The organism is Parerythrobacter aurantius (assembly GCF_045291475.1).
Lineage (GTDB): Bacteria > Pseudomonadota > Alphaproteobacteria > Sphingomonadales > Sphingomonadaceae > Parerythrobacter > Parerythrobacter aurantius.
In genome coordinates this window covers 1,131,345-1,155,652 of the sequence record NZ_CP147985.1, presented here as the reverse complement: position 1 = coordinate 1,155,652, position 24,308 = coordinate 1,131,345, and the positions used below count along the sequence as shown (strand labels likewise).

General features: G+C 66.2%; 24 protein-coding genes and 1 tRNA gene. 14 read left to right on the top strand and 11 right to left on the bottom strand.

Annotation, left to right across the window (positions count from 1 at the left end; all coding sequences use genetic code 11):
- Nucleotides 1-302: 302 nt before the first annotated feature.
- Both WAB17_RS05675 and WAB17_RS05670 read right to left on the bottom strand, forming a co-directional pair.
- Complete coding sequence (locus WAB17_RS05675; RefSeq protein ID WP_435419043.1) at nucleotides 303-449, bottom strand: hypothetical protein; 147 nt, start codon at nucleotides 447-449, stop codon at nucleotides 303-305.
- 150 nt (nucleotides 450-599) lie between these two features.
- Nucleotides 600-866, bottom strand: coding sequence for a PqqD family protein (locus WAB17_RS05670; RefSeq protein WP_435419042.1), 267 nt, complete (start codon nucleotides 864-866; stop codon nucleotides 600-602).
- Between the two features lie 183 nt (nucleotides 867-1,049).
- On the opposite strand from WAB17_RS05670, the gene rpe reads away from it, so the two are divergent.
- From rpe to dxs, 7 genes are all read left to right on the top strand, one after another.
- Nucleotides 1,050-1,715, top strand: a complete 666-nt coding sequence (gene rpe, locus WAB17_RS05665; RefSeq protein ID WP_435419340.1) for a ribulose-phosphate 3-epimerase — start codon at nucleotides 1,050-1,052, stop codon at nucleotides 1,713-1,715.
- A complete protein-coding gene (locus WAB17_RS05660; RefSeq protein WP_435419041.1) occupies nucleotides 1,712-3,568 on the top strand; it encodes a heparinase II/III family protein in 1,857 nt (618 codons plus the stop codon). The genes rpe and WAB17_RS05660 overlap by 4 nt, the downstream gene beginning before the upstream one ends.
- Before the next feature lie 4 nt (nucleotides 3,569-3,572).
- Complete coding sequence (gene purH, locus WAB17_RS05655) at nucleotides 3,573-5,159, top strand: bifunctional phosphoribosylaminoimidazolecarboxamide formyltransferase/IMP cyclohydrolase (RefSeq protein WP_435419040.1); 1,587 nt, start codon at nucleotides 3,573-3,575, stop codon at nucleotides 5,157-5,159.
- A 170-nt stretch (nucleotides 5,160-5,329) separates the two neighbouring features.
- Entirely contained in the window at nucleotides 5,330-5,464 is a 135-nt protein-coding gene (locus WAB17_RS05650; protein ID WP_435419039.1) for a hypothetical protein, read from the top strand.
- Nucleotides 5,465-5,502: 38 nt separating this feature from the next.
- A complete protein-coding gene (gene msrA / locus WAB17_RS05645; protein ID WP_435419038.1) occupies nucleotides 5,503-6,144 on the top strand; it encodes a peptide-methionine (S)-S-oxide reductase MsrA in 642 nt (213 codons plus the stop codon).
- 37 nt (nucleotides 6,145-6,181) lie between these two features.
- Nucleotides 6,182-6,658 (top strand): Fur family transcriptional regulator, encoded by a 477-nt coding sequence (locus WAB17_RS05640; RefSeq protein ID WP_435419037.1) that lies wholly within the window; start codon nucleotides 6,182-6,184, stop codon nucleotides 6,656-6,658.
- Between the two features lie 78 nt (nucleotides 6,659-6,736).
- Entirely contained in the window at nucleotides 6,737-8,674 is a 1,938-nt protein-coding gene (gene dxs, locus WAB17_RS05635; RefSeq protein ID WP_435419036.1) for a 1-deoxy-D-xylulose-5-phosphate synthase, read from the top strand.
- A 1-nt stretch (nucleotide 8,675) separates the two neighbouring features.
- Here dxs and WAB17_RS05630 read toward each other — a convergent pair whose 3' ends face one another.
- From WAB17_RS05630 to WAB17_RS05610, 5 genes are read right to left on the bottom strand one after another with little or no spacing between them, the layout of a single operon-like run.
- Nucleotides 8,676-9,359 carry an NnrU family protein gene (locus tag WAB17_RS05630; RefSeq protein ID WP_435419035.1) on the bottom strand — a complete coding sequence of 228 codons (684 nt, stop codon included), beginning with the start codon at nucleotides 9,357-9,359 and terminating at the stop codon, nucleotides 8,676-8,678.
- Nucleotides 9,360-9,386: 27 nt separating this feature from the next.
- On the bottom strand, nucleotides 9,387-9,851 hold the full coding sequence (locus WAB17_RS05625; RefSeq protein ID WP_435419034.1) for an FKBP-type peptidyl-prolyl cis-trans isomerase: 465 nt from the start codon (nucleotides 9,849-9,851) through the stop codon (nucleotides 9,387-9,389).
- Entirely contained in the window at nucleotides 9,848-11,179 is a 1,332-nt protein-coding gene (locus WAB17_RS05620; RefSeq protein ID WP_435419033.1) for an amidohydrolase family protein, read from the bottom strand. The genes WAB17_RS05625 and WAB17_RS05620 overlap by 4 nt, the downstream gene beginning before the upstream one ends.
- On the bottom strand, nucleotides 11,176-12,540 hold the full coding sequence (locus WAB17_RS05615) for an amidohydrolase (RefSeq protein ID WP_435419032.1): 1,365 nt from the start codon (nucleotides 12,538-12,540) through the stop codon (nucleotides 11,176-11,178). The genes WAB17_RS05620 and WAB17_RS05615 overlap by 4 nt, the downstream gene beginning before the upstream one ends.
- 23 nt (nucleotides 12,541-12,563) lie before the next feature.
- Nucleotides 12,564-14,108, bottom strand: coding sequence for a peptide MFS transporter (locus WAB17_RS05610; RefSeq protein ID WP_435419031.1), 1,545 nt, complete (start codon nucleotides 14,106-14,108; stop codon nucleotides 12,564-12,566).
- A gap of 201 nt (nucleotides 14,109-14,309) precedes the next feature.
- Here WAB17_RS05610 and WAB17_RS05605 point away from each other — a divergent pair, with 201 nt between their 5' ends.
- From WAB17_RS05605 to WAB17_RS05575, 7 genes are all read left to right on the top strand, one after another.
- Nucleotides 14,310-14,657 (top strand): GntR family transcriptional regulator, encoded by a 348-nt coding sequence (locus WAB17_RS05605; protein ID WP_435419030.1) that lies wholly within the window; start codon nucleotides 14,310-14,312, stop codon nucleotides 14,655-14,657.
- A gap of 170 nt (nucleotides 14,658-14,827) precedes the next feature.
- Nucleotides 14,828-15,106 carry an integration host factor subunit beta gene (locus tag WAB17_RS05600; RefSeq protein WP_435419029.1) on the top strand — a complete coding sequence of 93 codons (279 nt, stop codon included), beginning with the start codon at nucleotides 14,828-14,830 and terminating at the stop codon, nucleotides 15,104-15,106.
- Nucleotides 15,107-15,186: 80 nt separating this feature from the next.
- Nucleotides 15,187-15,268 (top strand) — tRNA-Leu (locus tag WAB17_RS05595).
- 170 nt (nucleotides 15,269-15,438) lie between these two features.
- Nucleotides 15,439-16,062 carry a PilZ domain-containing protein gene (locus WAB17_RS05590; protein WP_435419028.1) on the top strand — a complete coding sequence of 208 codons (624 nt, stop codon included), beginning with the start codon at nucleotides 15,439-15,441 and terminating at the stop codon, nucleotides 16,060-16,062.
- A gap of 105 nt (nucleotides 16,063-16,167) precedes the next feature.
- The gene (locus tag WAB17_RS05585) at nucleotides 16,168-17,760 is read left to right on the top strand and encodes an NAD(P)/FAD-dependent oxidoreductase (protein WP_435419027.1); all 1,593 of its coding nucleotides are present in this window, start codon (nucleotides 16,168-16,170) and stop codon (nucleotides 17,758-17,760) included.
- Complete coding sequence (locus WAB17_RS05580) at nucleotides 17,760-18,200, top strand: GtrA family protein (RefSeq protein WP_435419026.1); 441 nt, start codon at nucleotides 17,760-17,762, stop codon at nucleotides 18,198-18,200. Before WAB17_RS05585 ends, WAB17_RS05580 begins: the two co-directional genes overlap by 1 nt.
- Before the next feature lie 3 nt (nucleotides 18,201-18,203).
- Complete coding sequence (locus tag WAB17_RS05575; RefSeq protein WP_435419025.1) at nucleotides 18,204-20,009, top strand: hypothetical protein; 1,806 nt, start codon at nucleotides 18,204-18,206, stop codon at nucleotides 20,007-20,009.
- Here WAB17_RS05575 and msrB read toward each other — a convergent pair.
- The 4 genes from msrB to WAB17_RS05555 form a co-directional block, all read right to left on the bottom strand.
- The gene (gene msrB / locus WAB17_RS05570; protein WP_435419024.1) at nucleotides 19,975-20,469 is read right to left on the bottom strand and encodes a peptide-methionine (R)-S-oxide reductase MsrB; all 495 of its coding nucleotides are present in this window, start codon (nucleotides 20,467-20,469) and stop codon (nucleotides 19,975-19,977) included. The genes WAB17_RS05575 and msrB overlap by 35 nt on opposite strands.
- Nucleotides 20,470-20,538: 69 nt before the next feature.
- A complete protein-coding gene (locus tag WAB17_RS05565; RefSeq protein ID WP_435419023.1) occupies nucleotides 20,539-21,876 on the bottom strand; it encodes a cytochrome P450 in 1,338 nt (445 codons plus the stop codon).
- Between the two features lie 154 nt (nucleotides 21,877-22,030).
- Nucleotides 22,031-23,266 (bottom strand): ABC transporter permease, encoded by a 1,236-nt coding sequence (locus WAB17_RS05560; RefSeq protein ID WP_435419022.1) that lies wholly within the window; start codon nucleotides 23,264-23,266, stop codon nucleotides 22,031-22,033.
- Nucleotides 23,263-24,234, bottom strand: a complete 972-nt coding sequence (locus tag WAB17_RS05555; RefSeq protein WP_435419339.1) for an ABC transporter ATP-binding protein — start codon at nucleotides 24,232-24,234, stop codon at nucleotides 23,263-23,265. The genes WAB17_RS05560 and WAB17_RS05555 overlap by 4 nt, the downstream gene beginning before the upstream one ends.
- Nucleotides 24,235-24,308: the final 74 nt, after the last annotated feature.

Sequence of the window (24,308 nt, the reverse complement as noted above, 5' to 3'; positions counted from 1 at the left end):
GGAAAACTTGCCGAACGAAACGTGCCCGCCAGGATTGACCTGGCTTGATGGTCCGGGATGTCCGGCCACATCCGCCATTTGACCTAACGGCGCCAATCGGAGAGGAAGCCATTGGCGGCGCGATGATTCTTGTCCGTTCGGGTTTCGCACCATCATTGCCTCTCGCGCCCGCTCTGCCAAACTTTAGAGGGTAGCAGTCCATACCATGAATGACGGTCGAATTGGAAACGGCCTTTAGTAGAAGGGGCAATGGTGTTGTGTCCCGGGTCTGGCAACAAAGGGTCGCAGTGCGGCGAGGCCCTTCAGGACTTTCCTGCCGACGGGATTTGCCCACCCGGATTGATCTGTGCCAACGGGGCTGGCGAGCCGGCGACGTCGCTGAGTTCCCCCAGAAACAGGAGTTTCGGTTTGCGCCAGGGCGCGCGCGCGACTTTTTTTTCCTGAACCATTGCGATCTTCCTGCCGGCGACCCTTATGGCTTTCCCGGTGCGCTGGGCATACTGTGCGCACAGCACGCCCACAAGCCCATTCGCGCTCAATCGTTTCGCTGCGGCCACTATCAACGAGAATTTACAAAACCTTACGCCGCCGTGCCGGCATCAGGCGCGGCGGATGAAGCCCGCTGCCGTAATTTCGTCGATGAAGCTGTCGAGGTCGCGCTGCAACACGTCTTGAGATGCGTCGTATTCCGCTTGCAGCTCGGCCAGGATTGTATCGCGCGAACGGGTCCCGTCGATCTTTTCCCAGATCGCGCGGCCCGTGTCCTTCAGGCTGAAGAAGCTGCCTTGGTCGAGGCTGACGATCACGATTTCATCGTCGACCAGGGTTTCGATGAACGAAGACGGGTGTTTCGCGAGCAGGCTCATGGCCGGAACCTATTATCGGCGTAGCGGCCATGTAAAGCTTTCGGGCGCCCAAGTTTCGCAGTGAGACGCCCTGCCCGAGGTAGGGCGATGTGGAAAAGGCGCGTCCCGTCCCTGTCGGCGTGGTTAGCGGGCCGCTAGGGACGAATGACGCGCTGGCGCGAAGGAACCTGCGACCGTTCGACCATGGCTACGCCGCTCATCTCTCCCTCGATCCTGTCGGCCGACTTCGCCCGTCTCGGCGAAGAGGTGCGCGCCATCGACGAAGCCGGGGCCGACTGGATCCATGTCGATGTGATGGACGGGCACTATGTTCCCAACATTACCATCGGCCCGGCAGTGGTCCAGGCCCTTCGCTCGCATACGACCAAGACGTTCGACGTCCACCTGATGATCGCACCGGTCGATCCCTATCTCGAAGCCTTTGCCGAGGCCGGCGCCGATATCATCACCGTGCACCCCGAAGCCGGGCCGCACATCCATCGTACCCTCCAGGCGATCAGGGCGCTGGGAAAGAAGGCGGGCGTTGTGCTCAACCCCGGCACCCCGGCCAAGATGCTCGACTACCTGCTCGAGGAAGTGGACCTCGTCTTGGTGATGAGTGTCAATCCCGGCTTCGGCGGACAAAGCTTCATCCACAGCCAGCTGCGCAAGGTCGAGGCGATCCGCAAGATGATCGACAGGCTAGGCAAGCCGATCCACCTCGAAGTCGATGGCGGCGTCAACGCGGAGACGGCGCGATTGTGTGTCGATGCGGGGGCCGATGTGCTGGTCGCCGGGTCGGCAACATTCAAGGGCGGTCCGGCGGCCTATGCGGCCAATATCAGGGCCCTGAAAGGCTTGGCGGGATGACGGACGCAGCAACCTCGCACCGGCCATCCGGCGATGTTGCCGCCTCGCCGCCCGAGCAGATGGCCATTCCGCTCGGCGACGAGCCCGAAGCCTATGTCGCTGCCGAATCGCACCGGGTCGCGGCAAGGGTGCTGGAGCCGACCCGGGCGCTCGTCCCGCTCGATCTCGCCGCTCCGCGCCTCAGCCCTGCGGAACGCCTGGTTCGACTGGCCTATCGTATCGGGGTCCCCGGCAAGACGCTGGCGGCCCCGTTCCGCAAGCCGCAGGGCCTGCGACTGACCGCGACGGTCGAACCGCCGCTGGCCGGCGACCGCGCATCGGGCATGGCCCTGCGGGCCGGGCATTTCCTGGTGTGCGGGGTAAAGGCCCCGATCGGGCAGATCGATTTTGCGTCGGCCAGCGCCAAGCTGACCCCGCCTTTCGAGCGGGCCGTGCATGGCTATGGCTGGTTGCGCGACCTGGCCGGATGCTGTCCGCGCGAGCAGGCTCTGCCGGTCGCGGCGAGGGTGCATGGCGCGTGGCTCGCGGCCAATCCGAAGCCGGGCAAGGCCGCGGCGTGGGACGTGGAGCAAGTCGGGAACCGCCTGCTGGCGTGGCTGGTCCACGCCCCGCTACTGCTCCATGCCGAACCGCTGCGCGGACGTACGCTCGCAGCCATCGACGACACGGCCCGCTGGCTCGACCGCAATGTCGGTAAGGCGACCGACAAGCTAGGCGAAGTGACCGGCTGGACCGCGCTTGTGGCTGCCGGCCTGTTGCTGACCGACGGCAAGCCGCGGCGACTTTATGCCGAAGCAGGCCTCGCCCATGCGCTGGGCGACCTGATCGCGGAAGACGGCGGCGTGCTGTCGCGCAGCCCGCTCGCGCAGATGGATGCGCTGGCCCTGCTGGTGGAGCTGTCGGCCTGCTACCGTGCGGTGAAGATGGAACCGCCCGAGGCTATCCCCGGCATGATGGCGCTGCTGGTGCCGCCGCTGCTGACGCTGATGCATGGCGAGGCAGGTCTCGGCAATTGGCAGGGTGCAGGTGCGGTGCCGGCCGAGAAGATTGCGGGACTGGTGCGGGCGAGCGGCGTGCGCACCCGCCCGCTGCGCGATGTGCGGCAATGGGGTTTCCAGCGCGCCACCGGCGGGAAGACCATCCTGCAGTTCGACGCCGCGCCGCCGCCCCTGCCGCGCCACGCCCGCGCCGGCTGCGCCTCGACCCTTGCGTTCGAACTGTCGTCTGCCGGCCAGCGGATCGTGGTCAATTGCGGTGGCGCGGGCGTTGCGGGCGGCCAGGTGCCACACCGGATCGAGCAGGGACTGCGGGCCACCGCGGCGCATTCGACCATGGTGCTCGACGATGCCAATTCCACCGCCGTCCTGATAAAGGGCAAGCTGGGTGCGGGGGTCAACGAAGTCGAGGTCGACCGCAGAACCGTCGGCACCGGCAGGGGCGGGGCTACTCGGCTGGAGGCAAGCCATGACGGCTATGCCCAGCGCTACGGGCTGCTCCACCGCCGCATCCTGGTGCTGCGCGACGACGGCAGCGAACTGCTGGGCGAAGACGTGCTGTTGCCGGTCGGCAAGCGCGGCAAGACCGGCAAGATCGGCTATGCCATCCGCTTCCACATCGGGCCGGGCATCGACTTGCGGCTGGCGCAGGATCGCAAGGGTGCAGGATTGGCGCTGCCCGACGGCCGGCTCTGGCAGTTCCGTGTAGGCGGCGATTCCGCCGGCGAAGTGGCTATCGAGGAAAGCCTGTGGGTCGACGGGAACGGCCGCCCGCAACCGATCGAACAGCTCGTGATCCAGGGCATGACATCGCGCAGCGGGGGCTCGTTCTCCTGGCTGCTCAAGCAAATGGGATAGTATCGTGACGGATGTAGTTATCAAACGGGCACTGCTGTCGGTGTCCGACAAGAGCGGCTTGGTGGAACTGGGCCGGAAACTGGCCGGGCACGGAGTCGAACTGGTTTCGACCGGCGGCACCGCCAAGGCGCTGCGCGAGGCCGGGCTCGACGTGCAGGATATCTCTGACCTGACCGGCTTTCCCGAAATGATGGACGGCCGGGTCAAGACGCTGCACCCCAAGGTCCATGGCGGGCTGCTTGCCGTGCGCGACAACCCGGAACACGCCGCCGCCATGGCCGACCATGCCATCGGCGCCATCGACCTCGTGGTCGTCAACCTCTACCCCTTCGAAGCGACGGTGATGCGCGGGGCGGAGCGTGACGAGATCATCGAGAACATCGATATCGGCGGGCCCTCGATGGTACGCTCGTCGGCCAAGAACCATGCCTTCGTCACCATCGTGACCGATCCGGCCGATTACGACACGCTTCTCGCCGAGATGGCGGGCGGCGGCGCGACGTCGCTCGATTTCCGCAAGCGCATGGCGGCCAAGGCCTTTGCTGCAACGGCCGCCTATGACTCGATGATCAGCCAGTGGTTCGGGTTTGCCGACCAGCAGCAGCTGTTCCCCGGCTTTCTCGCGGTCAACGGCGTCGCCCCGGTGGAGCTGCGCTACGGCGAGAACCCGCACCAGAAGGCGGCACTCTACACGCCATCGGGGCCACATGGGCGCGGGATTGCCCAGGCAAGCCAGGTGCAGGGCAAGGAACTGAGCTACAACAACTACAACGATGCCGATGCCGCGCTGGAGCTGTGCGCCGAATTCAGGGGCGACGATCCGGCTGTCGTGATCGTGAAGCACGCCAACCCCTGCGGCGTGGCACAGGCCGGCTCGCTGCTCGAAGCGTGGCAGGCCGCGCTCGAATGCGACAGCGTCTCGGCCTTCGGCGGCATCGTCGCGGTCAACCGGCCGCTCGACGGCCCGACGGCGGAGGCAATCTGTGAAATCTTCACCGAAGTCGTCGTCGCGCCCGATGCGGATGACGCCGCCCGCGCCGCTTTTGCCAGCAAGAAGAACCTGCGCCTGCTGCTCACCGGGGACCTGCCCGATCCGCGGCGCGGCGGGCTGACGGTCAAGCCGATAACCGGCGGGCTGCTGGTGCAGACCCGCGACAACGGCGCCATCACCGAAGCCGATCTCAAGGTCGTGACCGAGCGCGCCCCGACGGCTCAGGAACTGAAGGATTGCCTGTTCGCCTGGACCGTCGCCCGGCACGTCAAGTCGAACGCCATCGTCTATGCCAGGGATGGCGCGACCGCCGGCATCGGTGCGGGCCAGATGAACCGGCGCGACAGCTCGCGCATCGCAGCGATGAAGGCGGCCGAAGCGGCCGAGACCCATGGCTGGCCCCAGGCCCGCACGATCGGCAGTGCCGTCGCATCGGACGCCTTCTTTCCCTTCGCCGACGGCTTGCTCGCCGCTGCGGAAGCAGGCGCGACAGCGGTGATCCAGCCCGGTGGCTCGATCCGCGACGACGAAGTGATCGCGGCGGCCAACAAGGCAGGGCTGGCGATGGTCTTCACCGGGATGCGCCATTTCCGACATTGATCTTGCCATCTGGCTGCCGGGCGATCCTGACCCCCGCAAAACGTCCAGCTTGTAACGCTTCGTCGTGCCTGTTCGAATGAACGGCACACAACACGGGCATTAACCGAGGTGCAATCGGTGCCGCGTTACACAAGTTTTCAATCGGACACATCGCATGACGGACACCAGGCATGAGCTTCCTCAAATCGGACCTTTCGCGCAATTTCGCCATCGGCTTTCTCATCGGCGCGCTGATCGTGGTCCTGCAGATTTCGCCCGAAGCGCTGACCTCGATCCCGCAGGCCGTGGCTGCGACCGTGGGCTAGCCCGGCGCAAGAGCCTCCCGCTGCTGGCCGCCCTCGGATTGGCGCTGGCGGGATGCAATCAGGCGGCCATCGCCGGTGAAGCGGCGGTCCTTGCCCCGGCCCCGAAACTGGCGGCGAAAGAAACGGCGGGCCTGAAAACCGCAGTTTTCGCCGGAGGCTGCTTCTGGGGCATCGAGGCGATCTTCAGCCATACCAAGGGCGTGACGAGCGCCGTGTCGGGGTATCACGGCGGCACCAGCAGGCAGGCGACCTACGATCTCGTCTCGAGCGGGATTACCGACCATGCCGAAGCGGTGCGCGTCACCTATGATCCCAAGGTGGTGCGATACGACCAGTTGCTCCGCATCTTCTTTTCGGTCGGCGCCGATCCGACCCTGCGCAATCGCCAGGGGCCCGACGTCGGCCCCCAGTACCGCGCAGCGCTCGTCCCCGTGAACGCCGAACAGCGCAAGGTCGCGGCGGCCTATCTGAAGCAGATGGGAGCCTCCGGCGTGTGGAAGAAGCCGATCGTCACCAAGATCGAGGGTTACAAGGCCTTCTACCCTGCTGAAACCTATCACCAGGATTTCATGGCGAAAAATCCGGACCATCGGTACATTGTCGCCTGGGACAAACCCAAGGTCAGCGCACTGGCGCGGCTGTTTCCCGGCTTCTACCGCGCGGGCTTCAAGCGTGGCTGACTGGAAGTGGCGTGGTGGGCACGCTATATGTCCGGCCATGGCCAGCCACGCACACAGCACCCATCACGGGCACCACGAACACGAGGGTGACGATCTCGTCCATGCCGCGCAGACCGCGCTCGAGGCGAAGGGCGAGCGGTGGACGGGCATGCGCAGCGAAGTGTTCGAGGAACTCGCGCGGCATACCGCGCCGGTCAGCGCCTATGACATAGCCGACAACCTGTCGGCCCGGCGCGGCAGCCGCGTCGCGCCCAACAGCGTCTATCGCATCCTCGACATCTTCGTTGCCAACAACCTTGCCAACCGGATCGAGAGCGCCAACGCCTTCCTCGTCAACACCCACCCCGGGTGCCGTCATGACTGCGTGTTCCTGATCTGCGACGATTGCGGCACCGCCAGCCATTTCGACGACGACAAGCTGACCGGTGCGTTGCGCGCGGCAGGCGAGGCAGCCGGCTTCAGCGACGTGCGCCCGGTGGTCGAGCTGCGCGGCCTGTGCGCGAATTGTGCATGACCGCTGCACCGTAATTCCAAGGATGCAGGTGTAACTGGTTCATCGACAACGCGCTTTCATGCGTGTAACCGCCGGACGATGAGTGCACGTCCCGACACCCCGCTGCTCGACACGGTCGACTATCCTGCCGACCTGCGTAAGCTGAAGCCCGAACAACTGCGCCAGCTCGCCGACGAGCTGCGCGAGGAAATGATCAGCGCGGTCGGCGTCACCGGCGGCCACCTGGGCTCGGGCCTTGGCGTGGTCGAACTGACCGTGGCCATCCATTACGTCTTCAACACGCCTGACGACCGGCTCATCTGGGATGTCGGCCACCAGTGCTATCCGCACAAGATCTTGACCGGGCGGCGCGACCGCATCCGCACCCTGCGCCAGGGCGGAGGCCTTTCCGGCTTCACCAAGCGCAGCGAAAGCGAATATGACCCGTTCGGTGCGGCGCACAGTTCCACCTCGATCTCGGCCGGCCTCGGCTTTGCCATCGCCAACAAGTTGATGAACAAGCCCGGCCGCGCGATCGCCGTCATCGGCGACGGGGCGATGAGCGCGGGCATGGCCTACGAGGCGATGAACAACGCCGAAGGGGCGGGCAACCGCCTGATCGTCATCCTCAACGACAACGACATGTCGATCGCCCCGCCGGTGGGCGGCCTCTCGGCCTACCTCGCGCGCGTGGTGTCGAGCAGCGAATACCTCGGCCTGCGCAGCCTCGCCTCGCGGATCTCGGCCAAGCTCAGCCGCCGGGTCCACCAGCGGCTGGAGAAGGCGGAGGAATTCACCCGCGGCATGGTGACCGGCGGGACATTGTTCGAGGAACTCGGCTTCTATTACGTCGGCCCCATCGACGGGCACAATCTCGACCACCTGCTGCCGGTTCTGGAGAATGTCCGCGACAGCGAGCAGGGACCGGTGCTGATCCATGTCGTGACGCAGAAGGGCAAGGGCTATGCCCCGGCCGAGAACAGCGCCGACAAGTACCACGGCGTCGCCAAGTTCGATGTCGTCACCGGCCAGCAGAGCAAGCCTGCCGCCGGCGGTCCGCCCGCCTACCAGAACGTCTTCGGCGAAACGCTCGCCAAGCTGGCCGACAGCGACCCGCGCATCTGCGCCATCACCGCCGCCATGCCTAGCGGCACCGGCGTCGACAAGTTCGCCAAGGCGCACCCCGACCGCAGTTTCGACGTCGGCATCGCCGAACAGCACGGCGTCACCTTCGCCGCCGGCCTTGCGGCGCAGGGCATGCGGCCCTTCGCGGCGATCTATTCGACCTTCCTCCAGCGCGCCTACGACCAGGTGGTCCATGACGTCGCGATCCAGAACCTGCCGGTGCGTTTCGCGATCGACCGTGCGGGCCTCGTCGGTGCGGACGGTTCGACCCATGCGGGCAGCTTCGACATCACCTATCTCGCCACCCTGCCCAACATGGTAGTGATGGCCGCCGCCGACGAGGCGGAACTGGTCCACATGACCTACACCGCCGCCGAATATGACGACGGCCCCATCGCCTTCCGCTATCCGCGCGGCAACGGGGTGGGCGTGGACCTGCCCGAAGTCCCACAGAAGCTGGAAATCGGCAAAGGCCGCATCGTCAAGGAAGGCACCAAGGTCGCCTTGCTAAGCCTCGGCACACGGCTGGAGGAAGCCCGCAAGGCCGCCGACCAGCTCGAGGCCAAGGGCCTCAGCACCACCATCGCCGACATGCGCTTCGCCAAGCCGCTCGACACCGAGCTGATCGAGCGACTGGCCAAGACCCACGAAGTCGTCGTGACGATCGAGGAAGGCGCCATCGGCGGTCTCGGCGCGCATGTGCTCACCTATGCCAGCGACGAAGGCCTGACCGATGGTGGCCTCAAGATTCGCACGCTGCGCCTGCCCGATATCTTCATCGACCAGGATTCGCCGGAGAAGCAGTACGACCTCGCCGGGCTGAATGCGCCGCAGATCGTCGACTGCGTGCTGAAAGCGCTGCGGCACAATAGCGCCAATGAAGGCGAGCGGGTGGAAGAGGCGCGGGCCTAGCTTAGCCGAGCAGCCACCGCCACACGCCCGCTTCGCCGCCGCCCGCCGGGATATGCGCCCAGCTTGCGGCCAGCCAGATCACCGCGCCGATGATCCAGGTCTTCGCGGGGATCGCGCCGATCTGGCCTAGCCGGGGCCAATAGCTGGTCCTGCTCTCCCATTCGGCCCAGGCTTCGCCCATCTGGACTTCCTTCTTGCCGTCCTGGAAATGCGCGCCGACGAGGGCGAGGATCAGCACCGCGAGCGCCACCACTAGTGTGCGTCCGGTCGGTGCGGCGATCATGTGCGAGACGGCCCACAGCGCGAAGCCCCACATCATCGGGTGGCGGGTAACGCGAAAGACACCCTGCGGCTCCTTGCGCGCCGCCTCGGCCGCGCCCGGGGCCGGAAGGGCGGGGTTGCCCACCATCGATCCGGCGAGCAACACCATGGCCAGCAAAGCCAGCACGGAGCCGATAGCCCAGCTGATGTCGTCATATCCGCTCCATAGCGGCACCGAAGGCGGCGTCGCCCGGAAGGCCAGGTACATCCAGCCCATGGTGGCGAAACTGACCACGCTATAGACGGCCTGGAAGCCCTTCTCGCCGAAGATGCTGACGATGGCTCGACGCAGCGGATGCGACATGGCGAAGTGGGAACCGACGAAAGCAATGCTCGCTGCGATCAATCCTGCCAGTCCGTCCATCTATCCCTCCCCACGCGAAAACCCGGTTCACTCTATTGCGATCAGCTCCACCTTGAAAACAAGGGTTGCATTGCCCGGGATCGGGCCCCGTCCGACAGGGCCGTAGGCGAGGTCGGCGGGTGCAAAGAGTTCGATCGTATCGCCCACGCCCATCTGCGGAATGGCCAGTTGCCAAGCCTTTACCAGCCGGCCGAGCGGAAACGTCGCCGGCTCGCCCCGCTCGTAGGAACTGTCGAAAGGGGTGCCGTCGATCAGTGTCCCGGCATAGTGGACGGTGACCGTGTCTTCGACGGTCGGGCGCGGGCCGCTCCCGTCACCGGCGATCCGCCGCCACTTGAGCCCGCCGGGCAGGACCTGCCAGCCGTCGGCTACGGTAAGGCCGGACACTGCCGCCTGCTGGCGATTGTGCCAGGCCTCGTCATAGACCGGCGGTGCGTCCTGCGCTGCCACTGCCGCGGGCAGCAGCAGCATGGCCGCCGCCAGCAGCCTCACCAGTCGTAGGCCTTGGGCAGGTCGCTCTCGTCGAGATCCTTGTAGCGATCGCGCAGGCGGGTCTGGTGGCTGTCGAGCGATTGTTCGACCCCGTCGATGAACACCCGCACCACACCGCTCGATACCTCCAGCGGGTCGCCGTCCCAGATCACCACGTCGCCGGCCGCGCCGGGGCGCAGCACGCCCAGCTTGCCGCCGAAACCCGAAATTTCGGCAGGTACGGACGAGATGGCGGCAAAAGCCTGGCCCCAGCTCAGCCCGGCCGCGCCGGGTATGTTGGAAAGGCCGACGATATTGCCCGCGAACTGGCGGGCATTGCCGGGCTGTTCGTTGGTGCCCCCGGAAAGCCCGCCGAGCGCGACCTTGACCCCGGCAGCGACCATCCGGCCGACATTGCTCTGGGTGACGCCGAGCTGTTCGAAGCTGTCGGGCAGGTTCTCCAGCGGATCGGCGATCACGGGCACGCCGGCGGCGGCGATGTCGCGCGCGACCATCCAGCCTTCGCCGACGCCGAGCAGCACCAGCTTGAGGGCGGGATAGGTCTGCCTGAGTCCGAGAACCGCGCGGATATCGGCGGCCCGCTCGACCCGGACATAGAGCGGCTGGCTGCCGTTCACCACCGGCACCAGCGCCGCCGCATCGGCGCGGGTCAGCAAATTGCCATCGCCGCTCCAGCGCCCGGCGGCATAATCCGCCGCCTCGCGCATGGCATTGGCGAGTTCGACATAGGCCGCCACCCGGCTGCCCCCGGCGATCTCTCCCCCGCGTTCGCCCAGGATGACGACCTGGAAGGCGCGAGGCTTGACGATGGGACTGGCATCCGCGCCGGTATCGATCACCGCGCCCTGGCCGCCGAAGATGGCGCCCGATGGGGTCGTGACGATCGAGGCGCGGGTGATCCCGGCATTGCGGCTGACCGCAATATGCTGCGAGGCGTAGTTGACCGCCGTCGAGGCATCGAGCGCCGCGTTGAAGCGCGACTTGCCGGCCGATGTGTCGTTGGTTTCATCGACCCCGCCGACATCGTAGAGCCCGAGGTCGGTAACCGGCATGAAAATGCCCGGGGTGACCCATTGCCCGCCGGCATCGACCACCGTTCCGCGCGTGGGAGCGCCGCCGGCAACGCCTGCGTAGATCACGCTGCCGCCGCTAACGACCACGGTGCCACCTTCGATCGGCGCACTGCCGTCCCCGGTCACGAGCCGGGCGTTGGTGATGGTGACATCCTGTGCGCTGGCCTTGAAACCGACGAAGGCCCCGGCCAGACCCAGCGCGATGCCGAGCGCGCCGATCGGGCGGAGGTGGCGCGGAGTGCCTGAGCGCTTCATTTCACGTCTCCTTCACCGGGCTGGCCGAGCTCGAAATCGCTCACCGGGCGCCGCTTGCGGTCCATCGCGTCGTACATCAGCGCCCCGTCGATCCAGATCTTTTCCGGTCGCGAGTAGGTGCTCAGCGGATTGCCGTTCCACAGCACCACATCGGCCATCTTGCCGTTTTCGAGGCTGCCGGTCATGGTGTCGATGCCCATGGCCTTGGCGGCGTTGAGGGTGATCCAGCCGATCACCGTGGCATCGGGGATATCGATCCCGACACGGCGGCCGGCGGCCTGCGCCTTGGCGGCTTCCTGGTTCAGGCGCTGGATACCGTTCGCATCGTCCGAATGGATCACCACGCAGGCCCCTTCGCGCTGCAGGAAGGCGGCGTTTTCACGGATGCCGTCGTAGCTTTCCATCTTGAAGCCGTACCAGTCGGCCCAGATGGCGGAGCAGATGCCTTCCTCGCGCAGCAGGTCGCCGATCTTGTAGGCTTCCACGGCATGGTGGAAAGCGGCGACCTTGTAGCCCATTTCCTTGGCCATATCGATCACCAGCGCCATTTCGTCGGCGCGGTAGCAGTGGTTCTGGATCAGGATCTCGCCGTCGAGCACGCCCTTCAGCGTCTCCTTGGCGAGGTCGCGTTTCTTGCCGTCATAGGCCTTGGCGTCGAGCCAGGTCTGGCGATTGACCGCAAAATTGCCCATGCGGGTCGAAGGCATCCGCCCGCGCCCGCCATAGACGCGCTTGGGGTTCTCGCCGCAGGCCATCTTCATGCTGTAGGGCGCCCCGGGGAACTTCATCCCCTGCACCGTGCGGCTGGGCACGTTCTTCAAGGTGACCGAACGGCCGCCCATGAGGTTCGCCGAGCCGGGCAGGATCTGCAAGCTCGTGATCCCGCCATTGGCCATCGCGCGGGTGAAGCCCGGGTCCTGCGGCCATACCGAATGCTCCGCCCAGACTTCCGGCGTGGTGGGGCTGGTCGCCTCGTTACCGTCCGAATGCGCGTCGACCGCGGGCGTGGGATAGTCGCCAAGGTGGCTGTGGATGTCGATGATCCCGGGCGTGACGAACTTGCCGGTCCCGTCGACGACAGTGTAGCCTTCGGTCGAAAGGCCGGCCCCGACCGCTTCGACCTTGCCGTCCCGGAACAGCACCGTGCCGCCCTCGATCACCCCGCCCTTTCCGTCATAGACGGTTGCGCCGACCAGTGCCGTCGGCGCGCCCGGATAGGGCTTGTAGGTCGAGGGGAAGGGGGCAGCCCGCTCTTCCGTTGCGGCGGAGGATGCGGACTTGCTTTCCTTGGCAGTCCCGGTGGTGGAGCATGCGGCCAGCGCCAGCGCGCCCCCGCATAAGAGTAACGCGCTTAGTCGCATGGCCGTATGCCCCCTGTTCAAACCTACGATGCTGCCGGACGGACGCCGCCCGCCTGCGGTTCGCCGATCTCTTCCTCGCCCGCGAGGTTTTCATCCTTCAGCGTATCGAGATGCATCAGCTTCTTGATCAGCGGGCTGACGAGCAGCACGCCGACACCGACGGCGATCGCGATCCAGCCGATCTGCGAGTACACGTCGAGCACAACCTGCTTGCCCGCACCTTCGCCGGCGGCGGCTTCCGATCCGGTTGCCGAGGCGATCAGCCCGGCGGCAAAATTGCCGGTGGCCGAGGCGAAGAACCATGTGCCCATGATCAGCGATGCCATGTGCGCCGGGGCCAGGCGGTTCATCGCCGAGAGGCCCACGGGGCTGAGGCACAGCTCGCCGGTGGTGTGCAGCAGGTAGATCAGGAAGATGAAGATGACCGGTGTCATGTTTCCGGTCGCGGCGCCCGCAACCAGCACCAGGAAGCCTGCACCCAGCTGCATCAGCGCAAGCCCGAACTTGGCCGGGGCCGAAGGCTCCAGTCCGCGCCGGCCGAGCCAGGTCCACAGCGTGGCAAACAGGGGCGCCAGAAGGACGATGTAAATCGCATTGATCGACTGGAACACAGATGCCGGCACCCCGCCGCGATCGACATAGCGATCGGTGTAGAGGTTGAGGCTGGAGCCGGCCTGTTCGAACAGTGCCCAGAACAGGATCGAGCCCAGGATCAGGAACAGCGCGGCGAAGATCCGGTCGCGGTCTTCGGCGGGCAGTTTGACTACGGCAGTGAAGAGCACGTAGCCGACCAGGATCGCACCGGCGACACCCAGCAGCGTGCCGACGACGGACTGGTTCTGCACCATCCACCAGCACACGACGACGGCAACGAGACCGACGGCATAGAGACCCCATTCCATGCCCTTGCTGAGCAACGCGGGCGGTTCGCCGCGGCCGAGCAGCAGGCCCTTGAAGCCCACGAAGACGATCAGGCCGAGCAGCATGCCGATGCCTGCAGCGCCGAAGCCGTAGGCCCAGCCATAGGTTTCGCCGAGGTAACCGCACAGGAGCGAGCCGATCGCCGCGCCGAGGTTAATCCCCATGTAGAAGATAGTGTATGCGCCGTCGCGCCGCACGTCGGTCCGCGGGTAGAGCTGGCCGACGATCACCGAGATATTGGCCTTGAGGAAGCCCGAGCCGACGATGATGAAGGCCAGCGCCAGCCAGAAGATGTTGAGGCTGGACGGATCCTGTCCGCCATTGCCTTCGAATCCCATCAGGAAGTGACCGAAGGTCAGCAGCACCGCGCCGTAGGTCACGGCCTTGCGCTGCCCCAGGTATTTGTCGGCCAGATAGCCGCCGAGCACCGGGGTGATGTACACGAGCGCGGTATAGGCGCCGTAGATCACACCTGCTTCGCTGTCGGAGAACAACCAGTGCTTGGTCAGATAGAAGATCAGCAGCGCGCGCATGCCGTAGTAGGAAAACCGCTCCCACATCTCGGCGAAGAACAGGACGAACAGCCCCTTGGGATGACCTAGGATGGTCCCGGCGGAATCGCCGTGCGGCAGTAGTTGCGATGCCATGTCTGGTTGTGCCTCTTTTTCTCTTACCCGAACCGGAAGCCGCTTGTCCCCCGGCCCCCCGAAAGCGGGCACCCTAGCGGCTCATTTTGCTATGTGAAGGACTTGTTTCAGCCGAAACCATGTTTCTCCGGCGTGAACCATTCGTGCGCAAGGGGCCATTCTCCTTGACCTGCCCCGCTGTATTATGGCACTGATGCACCCATGAGCACAGCATCCCGACCCGTTTACCTGCGCCTGCGCGATATCATCGCTGCGGCGATCATCGACGGGCGCTATCCGGAAGGGGAAATGCTCCCCTCGGTGCGCGCCTTTGCCGCCGAGCAGGGGGCCAACCCGCTGACGGTCGCTAAAGCCTACCAGCAGTTCCAGCTCGACGGGCTGGTGGAGGTCCAGCGCGGGGTCGGGATGTATGTCGTCGCCGGCGCCGCCGAAAAGCTTCGCCGGGCCGAACGCGACAGCTTCCTCGCCAGCGAGTGGCCGGGGATTCGCGACCGGATCGCCCGTCTTGGCATCCCGCTCGATCGTCTCCTCTCAGACGAAAAAGTCTGAAAAGAAACGATTTTCCCGCTTCGGGACGGCATTTCGGGCGATGGTTTGCGCTCCGTCGGGGTTTCTGCCATTATTCCAGCGGCTTCGGTCGGCATTGCCGCTCGCGGCCGAGGGGGTGGGGCCCAACATTGCTGGTCGCAGGTGGTCCGCCATGTGACCGGGAGAGAGACATGATCCGTTCCGAACTGCTGCAGGCTCTGGCGCGCGACAATCCTGACTTGCGGGCCGAGGAAATCGAACAGGTCGTCGACATTTTCTTTGATGCCATTTCCGAACGACTGGCCGAAGGCGGCCGGGTCGAACTGCGAGGCTTCGGGGCATTCTCGACGCGCGAGCGCGAGGCGCGGCAGGGGCGCAACCCGCGCACGGGCGAACCGGTCGACGTGGCCGCGAAGGCGGTGCCCTATTTCAAGCCGGGCAAGGAAATGCGTACCCTTCTCAACGGCTAGCCTGCGGTTCCGCGCTACGATCGCGCGCGCAGCATTGCCGCTTTCCTTTCGCCCGCCTTTGGCGCTAGGGCCGCGCCGTTGCGGGCGTGGCGGAATGGTAGACGCCGGGGACTTAAAATCCCCTGATCCTTGATCGTGTGGGTTCGAGTCCCACCGCCCGCACGCGGTGCCCCGAACCAGGTCGGCCCGCCGGGCCTGCCAGGCTCGCCCGTTCGCTGGCGCCCCGCACCCGTCGTACAATCCCCTAGGCAGGCGCTGACCGAATCCTAGCCGTATCCGATGCATCTTCGCGCCCGCTCCCCGGCGGGAGCGCCAGCGACGGAGCGTACACGATGCCTCATGCCGACATGATTGCCCAGACCAGCCTGCCCCGCGACCCGGGTGCCATGCGCATCGAGCAGCGGCGCGATCCGCGCTACACTCTGTTGCTGCGGCAGGCCAAGCTGCGCACCAAGTCCGGCGAATTCCTGTGCGTGATCCGCGACGTCTCCACCACGGGGATTTCGATCCGCACCTTCCATCCGCTGCCCGCCAGCGAACGCATGGCGATCGAGCTGCGCGAAGGCTGCCCCTATCTCGTCGAGAAGGTGTGGGAACAGGAAGGCGAGGCCGGCTTCCGGTTCCGCGATCCGGTAGCCCTCGGCCAGATGCTGGAAGACGATGCGCGCTACCCCCGCCGTCCCATCCGCATCAAGGTGGAACTGCCAGTTGAGGTGGTTGCCACCGGGGAACGCGGCAGCGGGCAGATTACAAACCTTTCGCAGCAGGGCGCGCGGCTGGAAGCGGACCGGAGTTGGGCGCGCGACCAGTTGCTCCGGCTGGGTATCGACGGGCTGCCGCCGGTCTACGCCAAGGTGCGCTGGCGGCGCGAGACGGTGCACGGCCTGGTGCTGGAGGAAACCTTTTCGTTCCGGGACTTTGCCTGGTGTCTCGCCCGGTTGCACAGGCTGGTCTGATCGCCGCGCCGATCCGCGCGATTTTCCCGCAGCGTTAAGAGGTCCCTAACCATTTTCCTTCACTCCACGGTCAAGCATTCAACTCAGCTTGTTTCGGGGGCACCAATGAACAACGCCACTTCTCGCGAACTCACCGCCGATGTCGCCATTATCGGCGCGGGTCCGGCCGGCCTCACCGCCGGCTACCTGCTGACCAAGGCCGGCAAGACCGTGGTCATTATCGAGAAGGACGAAACCTATGTCGGCGGGATCAGCCGTACGGTGGAACACCAGGGCTACCGCTTCGACATCGGCGGACACCGTTTCTTCTCGAAGAGCGCCGCCGTCGTCGACCTGTGGAACGAGATCCTGCCCGACGACTTCATCCAGCGCCCGCGGATGAGCCGCATCTATTACGAAGGCAAGTTCTACAGCTATCCGCTGCGCGCCTTCGAAGCCCTGTCGAACCTCGGCATCCTGCGCTCGACCGCCTGCATGGCGAGCTACCTGTGGGTCAAGGCCTTCCCGATCAAGCAGGTCAAGAGCTTCGAGGACTGGACCACCAACCAGTTCGGCAAGAAGCTCTATTCGATCTTCTTCAAGACCTACACCGAGAAGGTGTGGGGCATGCCGTGCAACGAGATGAGCGCCGACTGGGCCGCCCAGCGGATCAAGGGCCTTTCGCTCTGGAGCGCGGTGATGGACGGGCTCAAGCGTTCGCTCGGTCTCAACAAGAAGCCGAACGACGGCATGGCGACCAAGACCCTGCTCGAAACCTTCCGCTATCCGCGGCAGGGCCCGGGCATGATGTGGGATGCCGCGCGCGACAAGATCGTCGCCACCGGCAAGGGCCAGGTCATCATGGGTCACGGGCTCGAACAGCTGGCCTCCGACGGACAAGGGGGCTGGCGCATGAGCGCGGTCAGCAAGGCCGGCGAGAAGATCATTGTCAAGGCGGCCCATGCCATCAGTTCGGCGCCGATGCGCGAACTGGGCGCGCGCCTTCACCCGCTGCCCGAAACCAGCTGGAACGGCACCAAGCTCAACTACCGCGACTTCCTGACCGTGGCGCTGATGGTCGAGGGCGAGGACCTGTTCCCCGACAACTGGATCTACATCCACGATAGCAAGGTGCAGGTCGGCCGGGTGCAGAACTTCCGTTCGTGGTCGCCGGAAATGGTGCCGGACGAGAAAATGGCCTGCGTCGGGCTCGAATATTTCTGCTTCGAAGGCGACGGGTTATGGGACATGGCCGATGCCGATCTTGTCACTCTCGCCACCACCGAGATGAAGATCCTCGGCCTGCTCGACCCCAAGAAGGTCAAGGGCGGGGCCGTGGTGCGACAGGAAAAGGCCTATCCGGTCTATGACGAGGATTACGCCGCCAATGTCGCCGCCATGCGCGGCGAGCTGGAGCACAAGTATCCGACGCTGCACCTGGTCGGCCGCAACGGCATGCACCGCTACAACAACCAGGACCACGCGATGATGACGGCCATGCTGACGGTCGAGAACATCCTCGCCGGGGAACGGGTGTACGACATCTGGTGCGTCAACGAGGACGCCGAATACCACGAGGCCGGCGACGAAGGTGCCGAGAAGGCCCTGCCCGCCCGCGAAACGGTCCGTCCGGTCAGCGAGGACCAGGCCGCCGCCCTCGCTTCGGTGCGCGACGTGCCCGAACGCGTTGCCGCCGACAAAGGCCGCCGCGTCGCCTGATGGCCGCGACACAAAGGCAGGGCACCGTCATGCTGGCGCTCCTCACCCGGATCAAGGACATCGTCCTCGTCCGCTACCTGCTGGCCAGCGTCGGCGCACTCGCGATCGACCTCGGCAGCTTCATGGCGTTGCTGTCGCTCGGCGTTGCCGCGGTGATCGCGTCGGCCGCCGGCTATGCGCTGGGGATCCTGGCGCACTGGTTGCTGTCGAGCCGCAAGGTCTTCAGCGACCGTGTGGCCGGCCGCGGTGCGGAACGGACCAAGCAGAAGGCGCTGTTCGTGGTGTCGGCCCTGGCCGGGCTGGCGCTGACCACGGCGATCGTCGGGGCGGGCGACCTCGCCGGCATGGACCCGCGCATCGCCAAGCTGTTCGCCGTGGCGGCCAGCTTCACGCTCACCTGGATCCTGCGCAGCCGGGTGGTGTTTCGCACCGGAGCCTGAGCCATGGCCAGTCATTCCATCGAGGATCGGCGCCTGCGCGAAGGCGAACGGCCGATGCGCCGGATCGCCGTGATGTGGATGGTTGTCGCCATCCTGCTCTTCGCCACCGGCTGGGGCGCCATCGCCAAGCAGGATTTTCCCGATCCCGACGATGTGCTGCGGCTGGTGCAGGTCCGCGACCTGCTGGCCGGCCAGGACTGGTTCGACCTGAAGCAGCATCGCATCGATCCCCTGGGTAGTGTTCCCATGCACTGGTCCCGGCTGGTCGACCTGCCGCTGGCAGGGATGATGGCCCTGCTCGCGCCCCTGCTCGGGCAGGGCCTGGCCGAGCAGGTGACGGTGGTGGCAGTGCCGCTGCTGACCCTGCTGCTCGCGATGGTCTTCATCGGCCGCATCGCCTGGCGCCTGTTCGGCCTCGAGACTGCGGGGCTGGTGTGTCTGTGCATGGGCTTCCTGCCCCTGCTGGTGTTCCAGTTCCAGCCGCTGAGGATCGACCACCACGGGTGGCAGATCGCGATGGTGGCCATGGCGACCTGGGCGATTTTCCTCCGCACCGCCTGGCAGGGCGGCGCGATCGCGGGGCTGGCGCTTGCTGCCGGCGTGTCGATCTCGCTCGAACTGCTGCCACTGGCGGCCCTGTTCGGCGGCGTGCTGGCGCTACGCTGGTGGCGCAGCCATGCCGCGCGCGGCTGGCTGGTTGCCTATCTCGCCGCCTTCGGTGCCGGACTGGCCGGCTTCCTTGCGGCGACGCGAGGGCCGGGCGCAACCGCGCTGTATTGCGACGCGGCGACGGTGGCGCATGCCGCCATGTTCGCGACGATCGCGGCCTTGGTCACGGTGCTGGCCCTGCCGCGCGCGCTTTCGAAGCCCCTGCTGGTCGCCGGCCTCGCGGTCGCCGGCCTCGCCGGCATAGCAATCTTCGCACTGGTTTCGCCGCAGTGCCTGCGCACGCCTTTCGGCGCGCTCGATCCGGTGGTGCGCGATTTCTGGTATGTCAACGTGGGCGAGGGCCAGCCTTACTGGCAGCAACCTGCCGCACTCTACCCCGCCCTTGTCAGCATCGTCGTCGCTCTGGGCGTATCGCTCCGGCTATGGCGGCGCGCGCGCGAATGGCGCAAGCGCTGGTGGTGCGAGTACAGCCTGCTGCTGGGCGGGATGATCGTGCTCGGCCTGCTGGTATCGCGCTCGATGGCCTTCGCCTCGCTGCTGGCGGCCTTGCCGCTCGGCTACCTCCTGGCGGCCGGACTGGAACGGCTTCGCGAGCCCGGGCCGCTGGCCGGACGACTTGCCATAGCGGCGGCAATGCTGGTCGTGCTGGTGCCGAGCGTTCCGTTCAGCTTTGCGACCCGGGCCATGGCGGCCAACACGGCGGGCAATGCAAATCTCGAGATGGCGAAATCGACCTGCGAACTTGCCGACAGCGCGCGCGCACTCGCAAGGCTGGAACCCGGGACGGCTTTCGCCCCGCTGGATATCGGGCCCTCGATCGTGCTCTATTCGCCCCATGCGGTCGTCGCCACCGGGCATCACCGCGCCGAGCAGGCCATGCGCGACGTCATTCTCGCCTTCACCGGCACGCCGGAACGCGCTCGCACGCTGATTACCAAGCACAAGGCGCGCTATGTCGTGATGTGCAGCGACCTGATCGAACCCGATGTCTATGTCGAACGCGGCGTCACTGGCAGTTTTGCCGCGCTCCTACGCGACGGCAGGGCACCGGCCTGGCTGGAGCCGGTCGCGCTGGGCACCCCGCCGACGTTCCGCGTCTGGCGCGTCAGGCCGGACGGAATATCAGCGCCACCCCGTTGATGCAGTGCCGCTTGCCGGTGGGCTTGGGCCCGTCGTCGAAGATGTGCCCCAGGTGCCCCCCGCAATCGGCGCAGTGTACCTCGGTGCGGGGATAGCCGATCTTGTAGTCGGTGCTGGTGCCGACCGCGCCCCTGTCGGCCGCCTGCCAGAAGCTGGGCCAGCCGGTGCCGCTGTCGAACTTGTGCTTCGAGGAATAGACCGCATTGTTGCAGCCCGCGCAATGGAACATGCCGGCGCGCTTTTCCCGGTCCAGCGGCGAGGTGAAGGCCCGTTCGGTGCCCTCCTGCCGCAGGACGTAATACTGGGCGCTGGTGAGCTGCTTGCGCCATTGGGCATCGGTCTTGCTGACGGGGAAGCTCTTCGCCTCCGCCGGACCGGAACCGCAGGCGGCCAGCGCCACGAAGGACGCGCCGGCGCCGATCCAGCCGAGCATTCCGCGGCGATCGAGTGAGGCTGTCATGCGAATCTCCGTATCCTCGCAGGGATTTCCTGTCTGCATATACGTCGAAGCGCCGCCGAAGGTTTCACCTCAAAAGGTCGTGACCTCGACTTCGAGCTTGCGGAAGCCGTGGACGAAGTTCGCCCGCACCCGCTCGATATCGCCGGCCACGTGCACCCGCATGCGGCGCTTGTGCAGCTCTTCCAGCAGCACGCGCAGTTGCAGTTCGGCCAGGCGGGCGCCGACGCAGCGGTGGATGCCGTAGCCGAAAGCGATGTGGCGGCGGGCGTTCTCGCGCTCGATGTCGAGCTTGTCCGGATTCTCGAACACTTCCTCGTCGCGATTGGCGGAAAGGTACCACAGCACCACCTTGTCGCCCTTCCTGATGGTCTGGCCGAAGACCTCGGTATCCTCGGTGCAGGTGCGGCGCATATGCGCCAGCGGGGTCTGCATGCGCAGGATTTCCTGCACCGCATTGGGGATCAGTTCGGGCTTCTGTTCGAAGAGCTTGCGCTGGTCGGGGTTCTTGTCGAGCTGGTAGATGATCCCGCTCATGGAATTGCGGGTGGTGTCGTTCCCGCCCACGATCAGCAGCACCAGATTGCCCATGAATTCGTGCGGGCTCATCTGGTTCATCGCCGGCGAGTGGATCATCATCGAAATGAGGTCGTCACCCGGCTCCTTGTCATGGGTCCGTTCGATCCACAGCGACTGGAAATAGGCCCCCATTTCCTCGAGGATGCCCCAGCGCATCTCGTCGAGTTCGCGCACCGTGGCGAGCTCGGTATCGCCCGACCAGTCGGACCAATAGGTCAGCAGGCGGCGGTCTTCCCACGGGAAGCCGAACAGGATTGCCAGCATCCCGGTTGTCAGTTCGATCGAGACCTTCTCGACCCAGTCGAACACCTCGCCGCGCGGCAGCGAATCGAGCAGTTCGCCGGTACGCTGGCGGATCTCGCCCTCCATCTCGGCCATGCCGCTGGGGGTGAACTTGGGCGCCACCGTGCGGCGCTGGCCGGTGTGCTGCGGCCGGTCCATGGCGATGAACATCGGCAGCTCGCGGCGCGGGCGGCCCAGCGCCTCCAGCTCTTCGTCGTCGAGGCGGTTGAGGATGGTGATTCCGCCATGCTCCCAGCTCGAGGAAAAGGTTTCGGGCAACGCCTCGATATGCTGGATCGCCTTGTGGCTGACCACCGCCCAATAGGGGCCGAAGGGGCTTTCGGGAATGTAGTGCAGCGGCCCCGCCGCGCGCATCTCGCGGAAAATCGGGTGCCAGGTGTTGTTGTAGTAGATGTCGCTGCGGCTGACGTCCCATTTGTGCGGGTGGTGCAGGCGATCTTCCGGGTGGTGCTTGAGATGCTCGGTCAGCGCCTCATAGGCGGTGGGCGAACTGCGGCATTCGGGCCGTTGCGGGGCAATCGTTGCCATAGCTGTCTCTCCTGTCGCGGGCGACTCTTGCGCGGTCGCCGCCATTGTGGGGCATCCTGACTGTATTGACAGCAGTGTCAACAGTCGGTTGCGAAACGCGACCTAGTTCGCGTCGCGGGTACCGCGGTTGCCGGTGCCGGCCAACCCGCCCGCGTCAGGCGGTGCCGGCCTTGCGGCGGCCAAACAGGCTGCGCTTCGTGCTGCCACCGCTGCCAGACTGCATCACGCGCTTGCGGAACAGCGCCGCGCCCAGCCGGACCATCACGGCCACCGCCAGCCCTTGCCAGGCCAGCGCCACCAGGTGTTGCACCAGCCCTTCCTGCAGGGCCGCGCGGGCGAGCATGGCGAAGGGCGAACTGAACGGGAAAATGGCCGCGCCCCATTCGAAGGCGCTGCCCTGCTGGCCGACGGCAAAGCTGGCGGCAAAGAAGACCAGCAGCTGCAGCATGGTGGCCGGCATCGACAGCGTCTGCACCTCGCGCACCGTCTTCGCCTGCGAACCGATGGTAAGGAAGACGGACCCCAGCAGCAGGTAGGCCATGGCGAAATAGGCGATGCCGAGGATGATGAACGCACTCCAGCCGACAGCCGGTTCGGGCAGGTTATCGAGGTTGTAGCCGCCCAGCGTGACGATGGCCGCGACGACGCTGCCCCAGACCGCAATGCCCACAAACGATACTGCCAGCATGGCGAACAGCTTGCCGTAGAAGACGGCGTCCATCGGGATCGCCGCGGCGAGGATTTCGATGATCTTGTTCGCCTTCTCCTCGACCAGGTTGGACAGGACCATGCCCGCGAGCAGCATCGTCAGCAGGAACAGCAGCATCTGCCCGGCCTGCGCGGTCACCATCCTTCCCGACAGCTCGGTGGCGCCGCTGGTCGTGACGGCGGTGGTCCTGATGTCCGGGAACGAGGCGGGCGACGTCGACAGCGCGGTTGCCGTCAGCAGCGCCGCCTTGCCCTTGAGCCGGTCGAGCTGGTCAGGCGGACCAGTCAGCACCGGGTCCGCCAACGTGCCGGACAGGATGGCAGCAATATTGCCGGGTCGCTCGGCCAGGATCGCCTGCGGATTGGCCGACAGCGGGTCGGGCAGGGCCACCACCGGCGGCAGGGCGCCGCCCAGCTGCGGCGCGAGCACCGCATGGGCGCGCTCTATCGCCGCGCGCTCGTCGGGTGCGAGCAAGAGGGCGATTTCGGGATTCGAAACCTGCTGCCGCGTCTGGCTGCCGATCCCGCCGGCCAGCCCGCCGACCACGATCGGGAACAGCGGGCCGAGCAGGAAGAAAACGAAAGCCCGGCTCAGCAGGATGGCAAAGAAGTCGCGCCGGGCGATGACCATGGCGGCGGCCATCAGCGGCAGTCGCGAAGCGGTGGCGGAAGCGCGGTTCATCGGCCCCCCTCCCGGTCGGCATCCGCATCGGCGGCAAGGGCCCTTGCGGCCGCTTCCCCGGCGATGTGGACGAAGGCATCGTGCAGCCCGGCGCGCTCGATCGACAGCGAGAGGATGCCCGCCTCGCCCTCGATCAGCGCCCGCAACAGCGGCTCGATCCCGCTTTCGGGCAGCGAGAAGTTCCAGAAATCGCCCACCTGCCGGGCATCGGCGGGCAGGGCGCTGCGCCAGCGCCCGTCGCGCGCCTTGGTTTCCAGCCGCACCTGCGCCGGGATGCGGTCGCGCGCCGCCTCGACGCTGCCGGCATAGGGCACCTTGCCGCCAGCGATGATCGCGACATCGTCGCACAGGCGCTCGGCATGGTGGATGACATGGGTCGAGAAGATCACCGTCGTGCCGTCGTCGGCAAGCCGCCGGATGAGCTGTTCGAGCTTGCCCTGGTTGATCGCATCGAGCCCGCTGAACGGTTCGTCGAGCACCACCAGCCGCGGGCGATGCACCAGTGTGCCGAGCAATTGTACGGTCTGCGCCATGCCTTTCGAAAGCTGGCGGATCTGCTTGTCCACCGCGTGGCCCATGCCGTGTTCTTCCAGCAGGCGGCGGCCCTCGGCACGGGCGTCGCGCATGGACATGCCGCGCAGGGCGCCCATGAAGCCGATCGCTTCATAGGCTTTCATGGACGGGTAGAGCCCGCGTTCCTCGGGCAAATAGCCGATCAGGCGCCCGATCTCGTGCGGGCGGTCGTGGCCGAATACGCGGCGCACGCCTTGGTCGGGGTCGATAATGCCGAGCAGCATCCGCAATGTCGTGGTCTTGCCCGCGCCGTTGGGGCCGAGGATACCGTAGATGGCGCCTTCGGGGACCGCGATGTCGACGCCGTCCACGGCCAGCTGCCCGTCGAACCGCTTGACGAGGCCGCGAGCCTCGATCGCGAGCGGCTGCGATGCGACCCTTGTCGTGGCATCCATAACAGTGTCGACCCCGTGGTTGCCCGCGAGCGGGGCATGGCCTAGCGCGATATCCATGTCGGCGCGTTAACCGC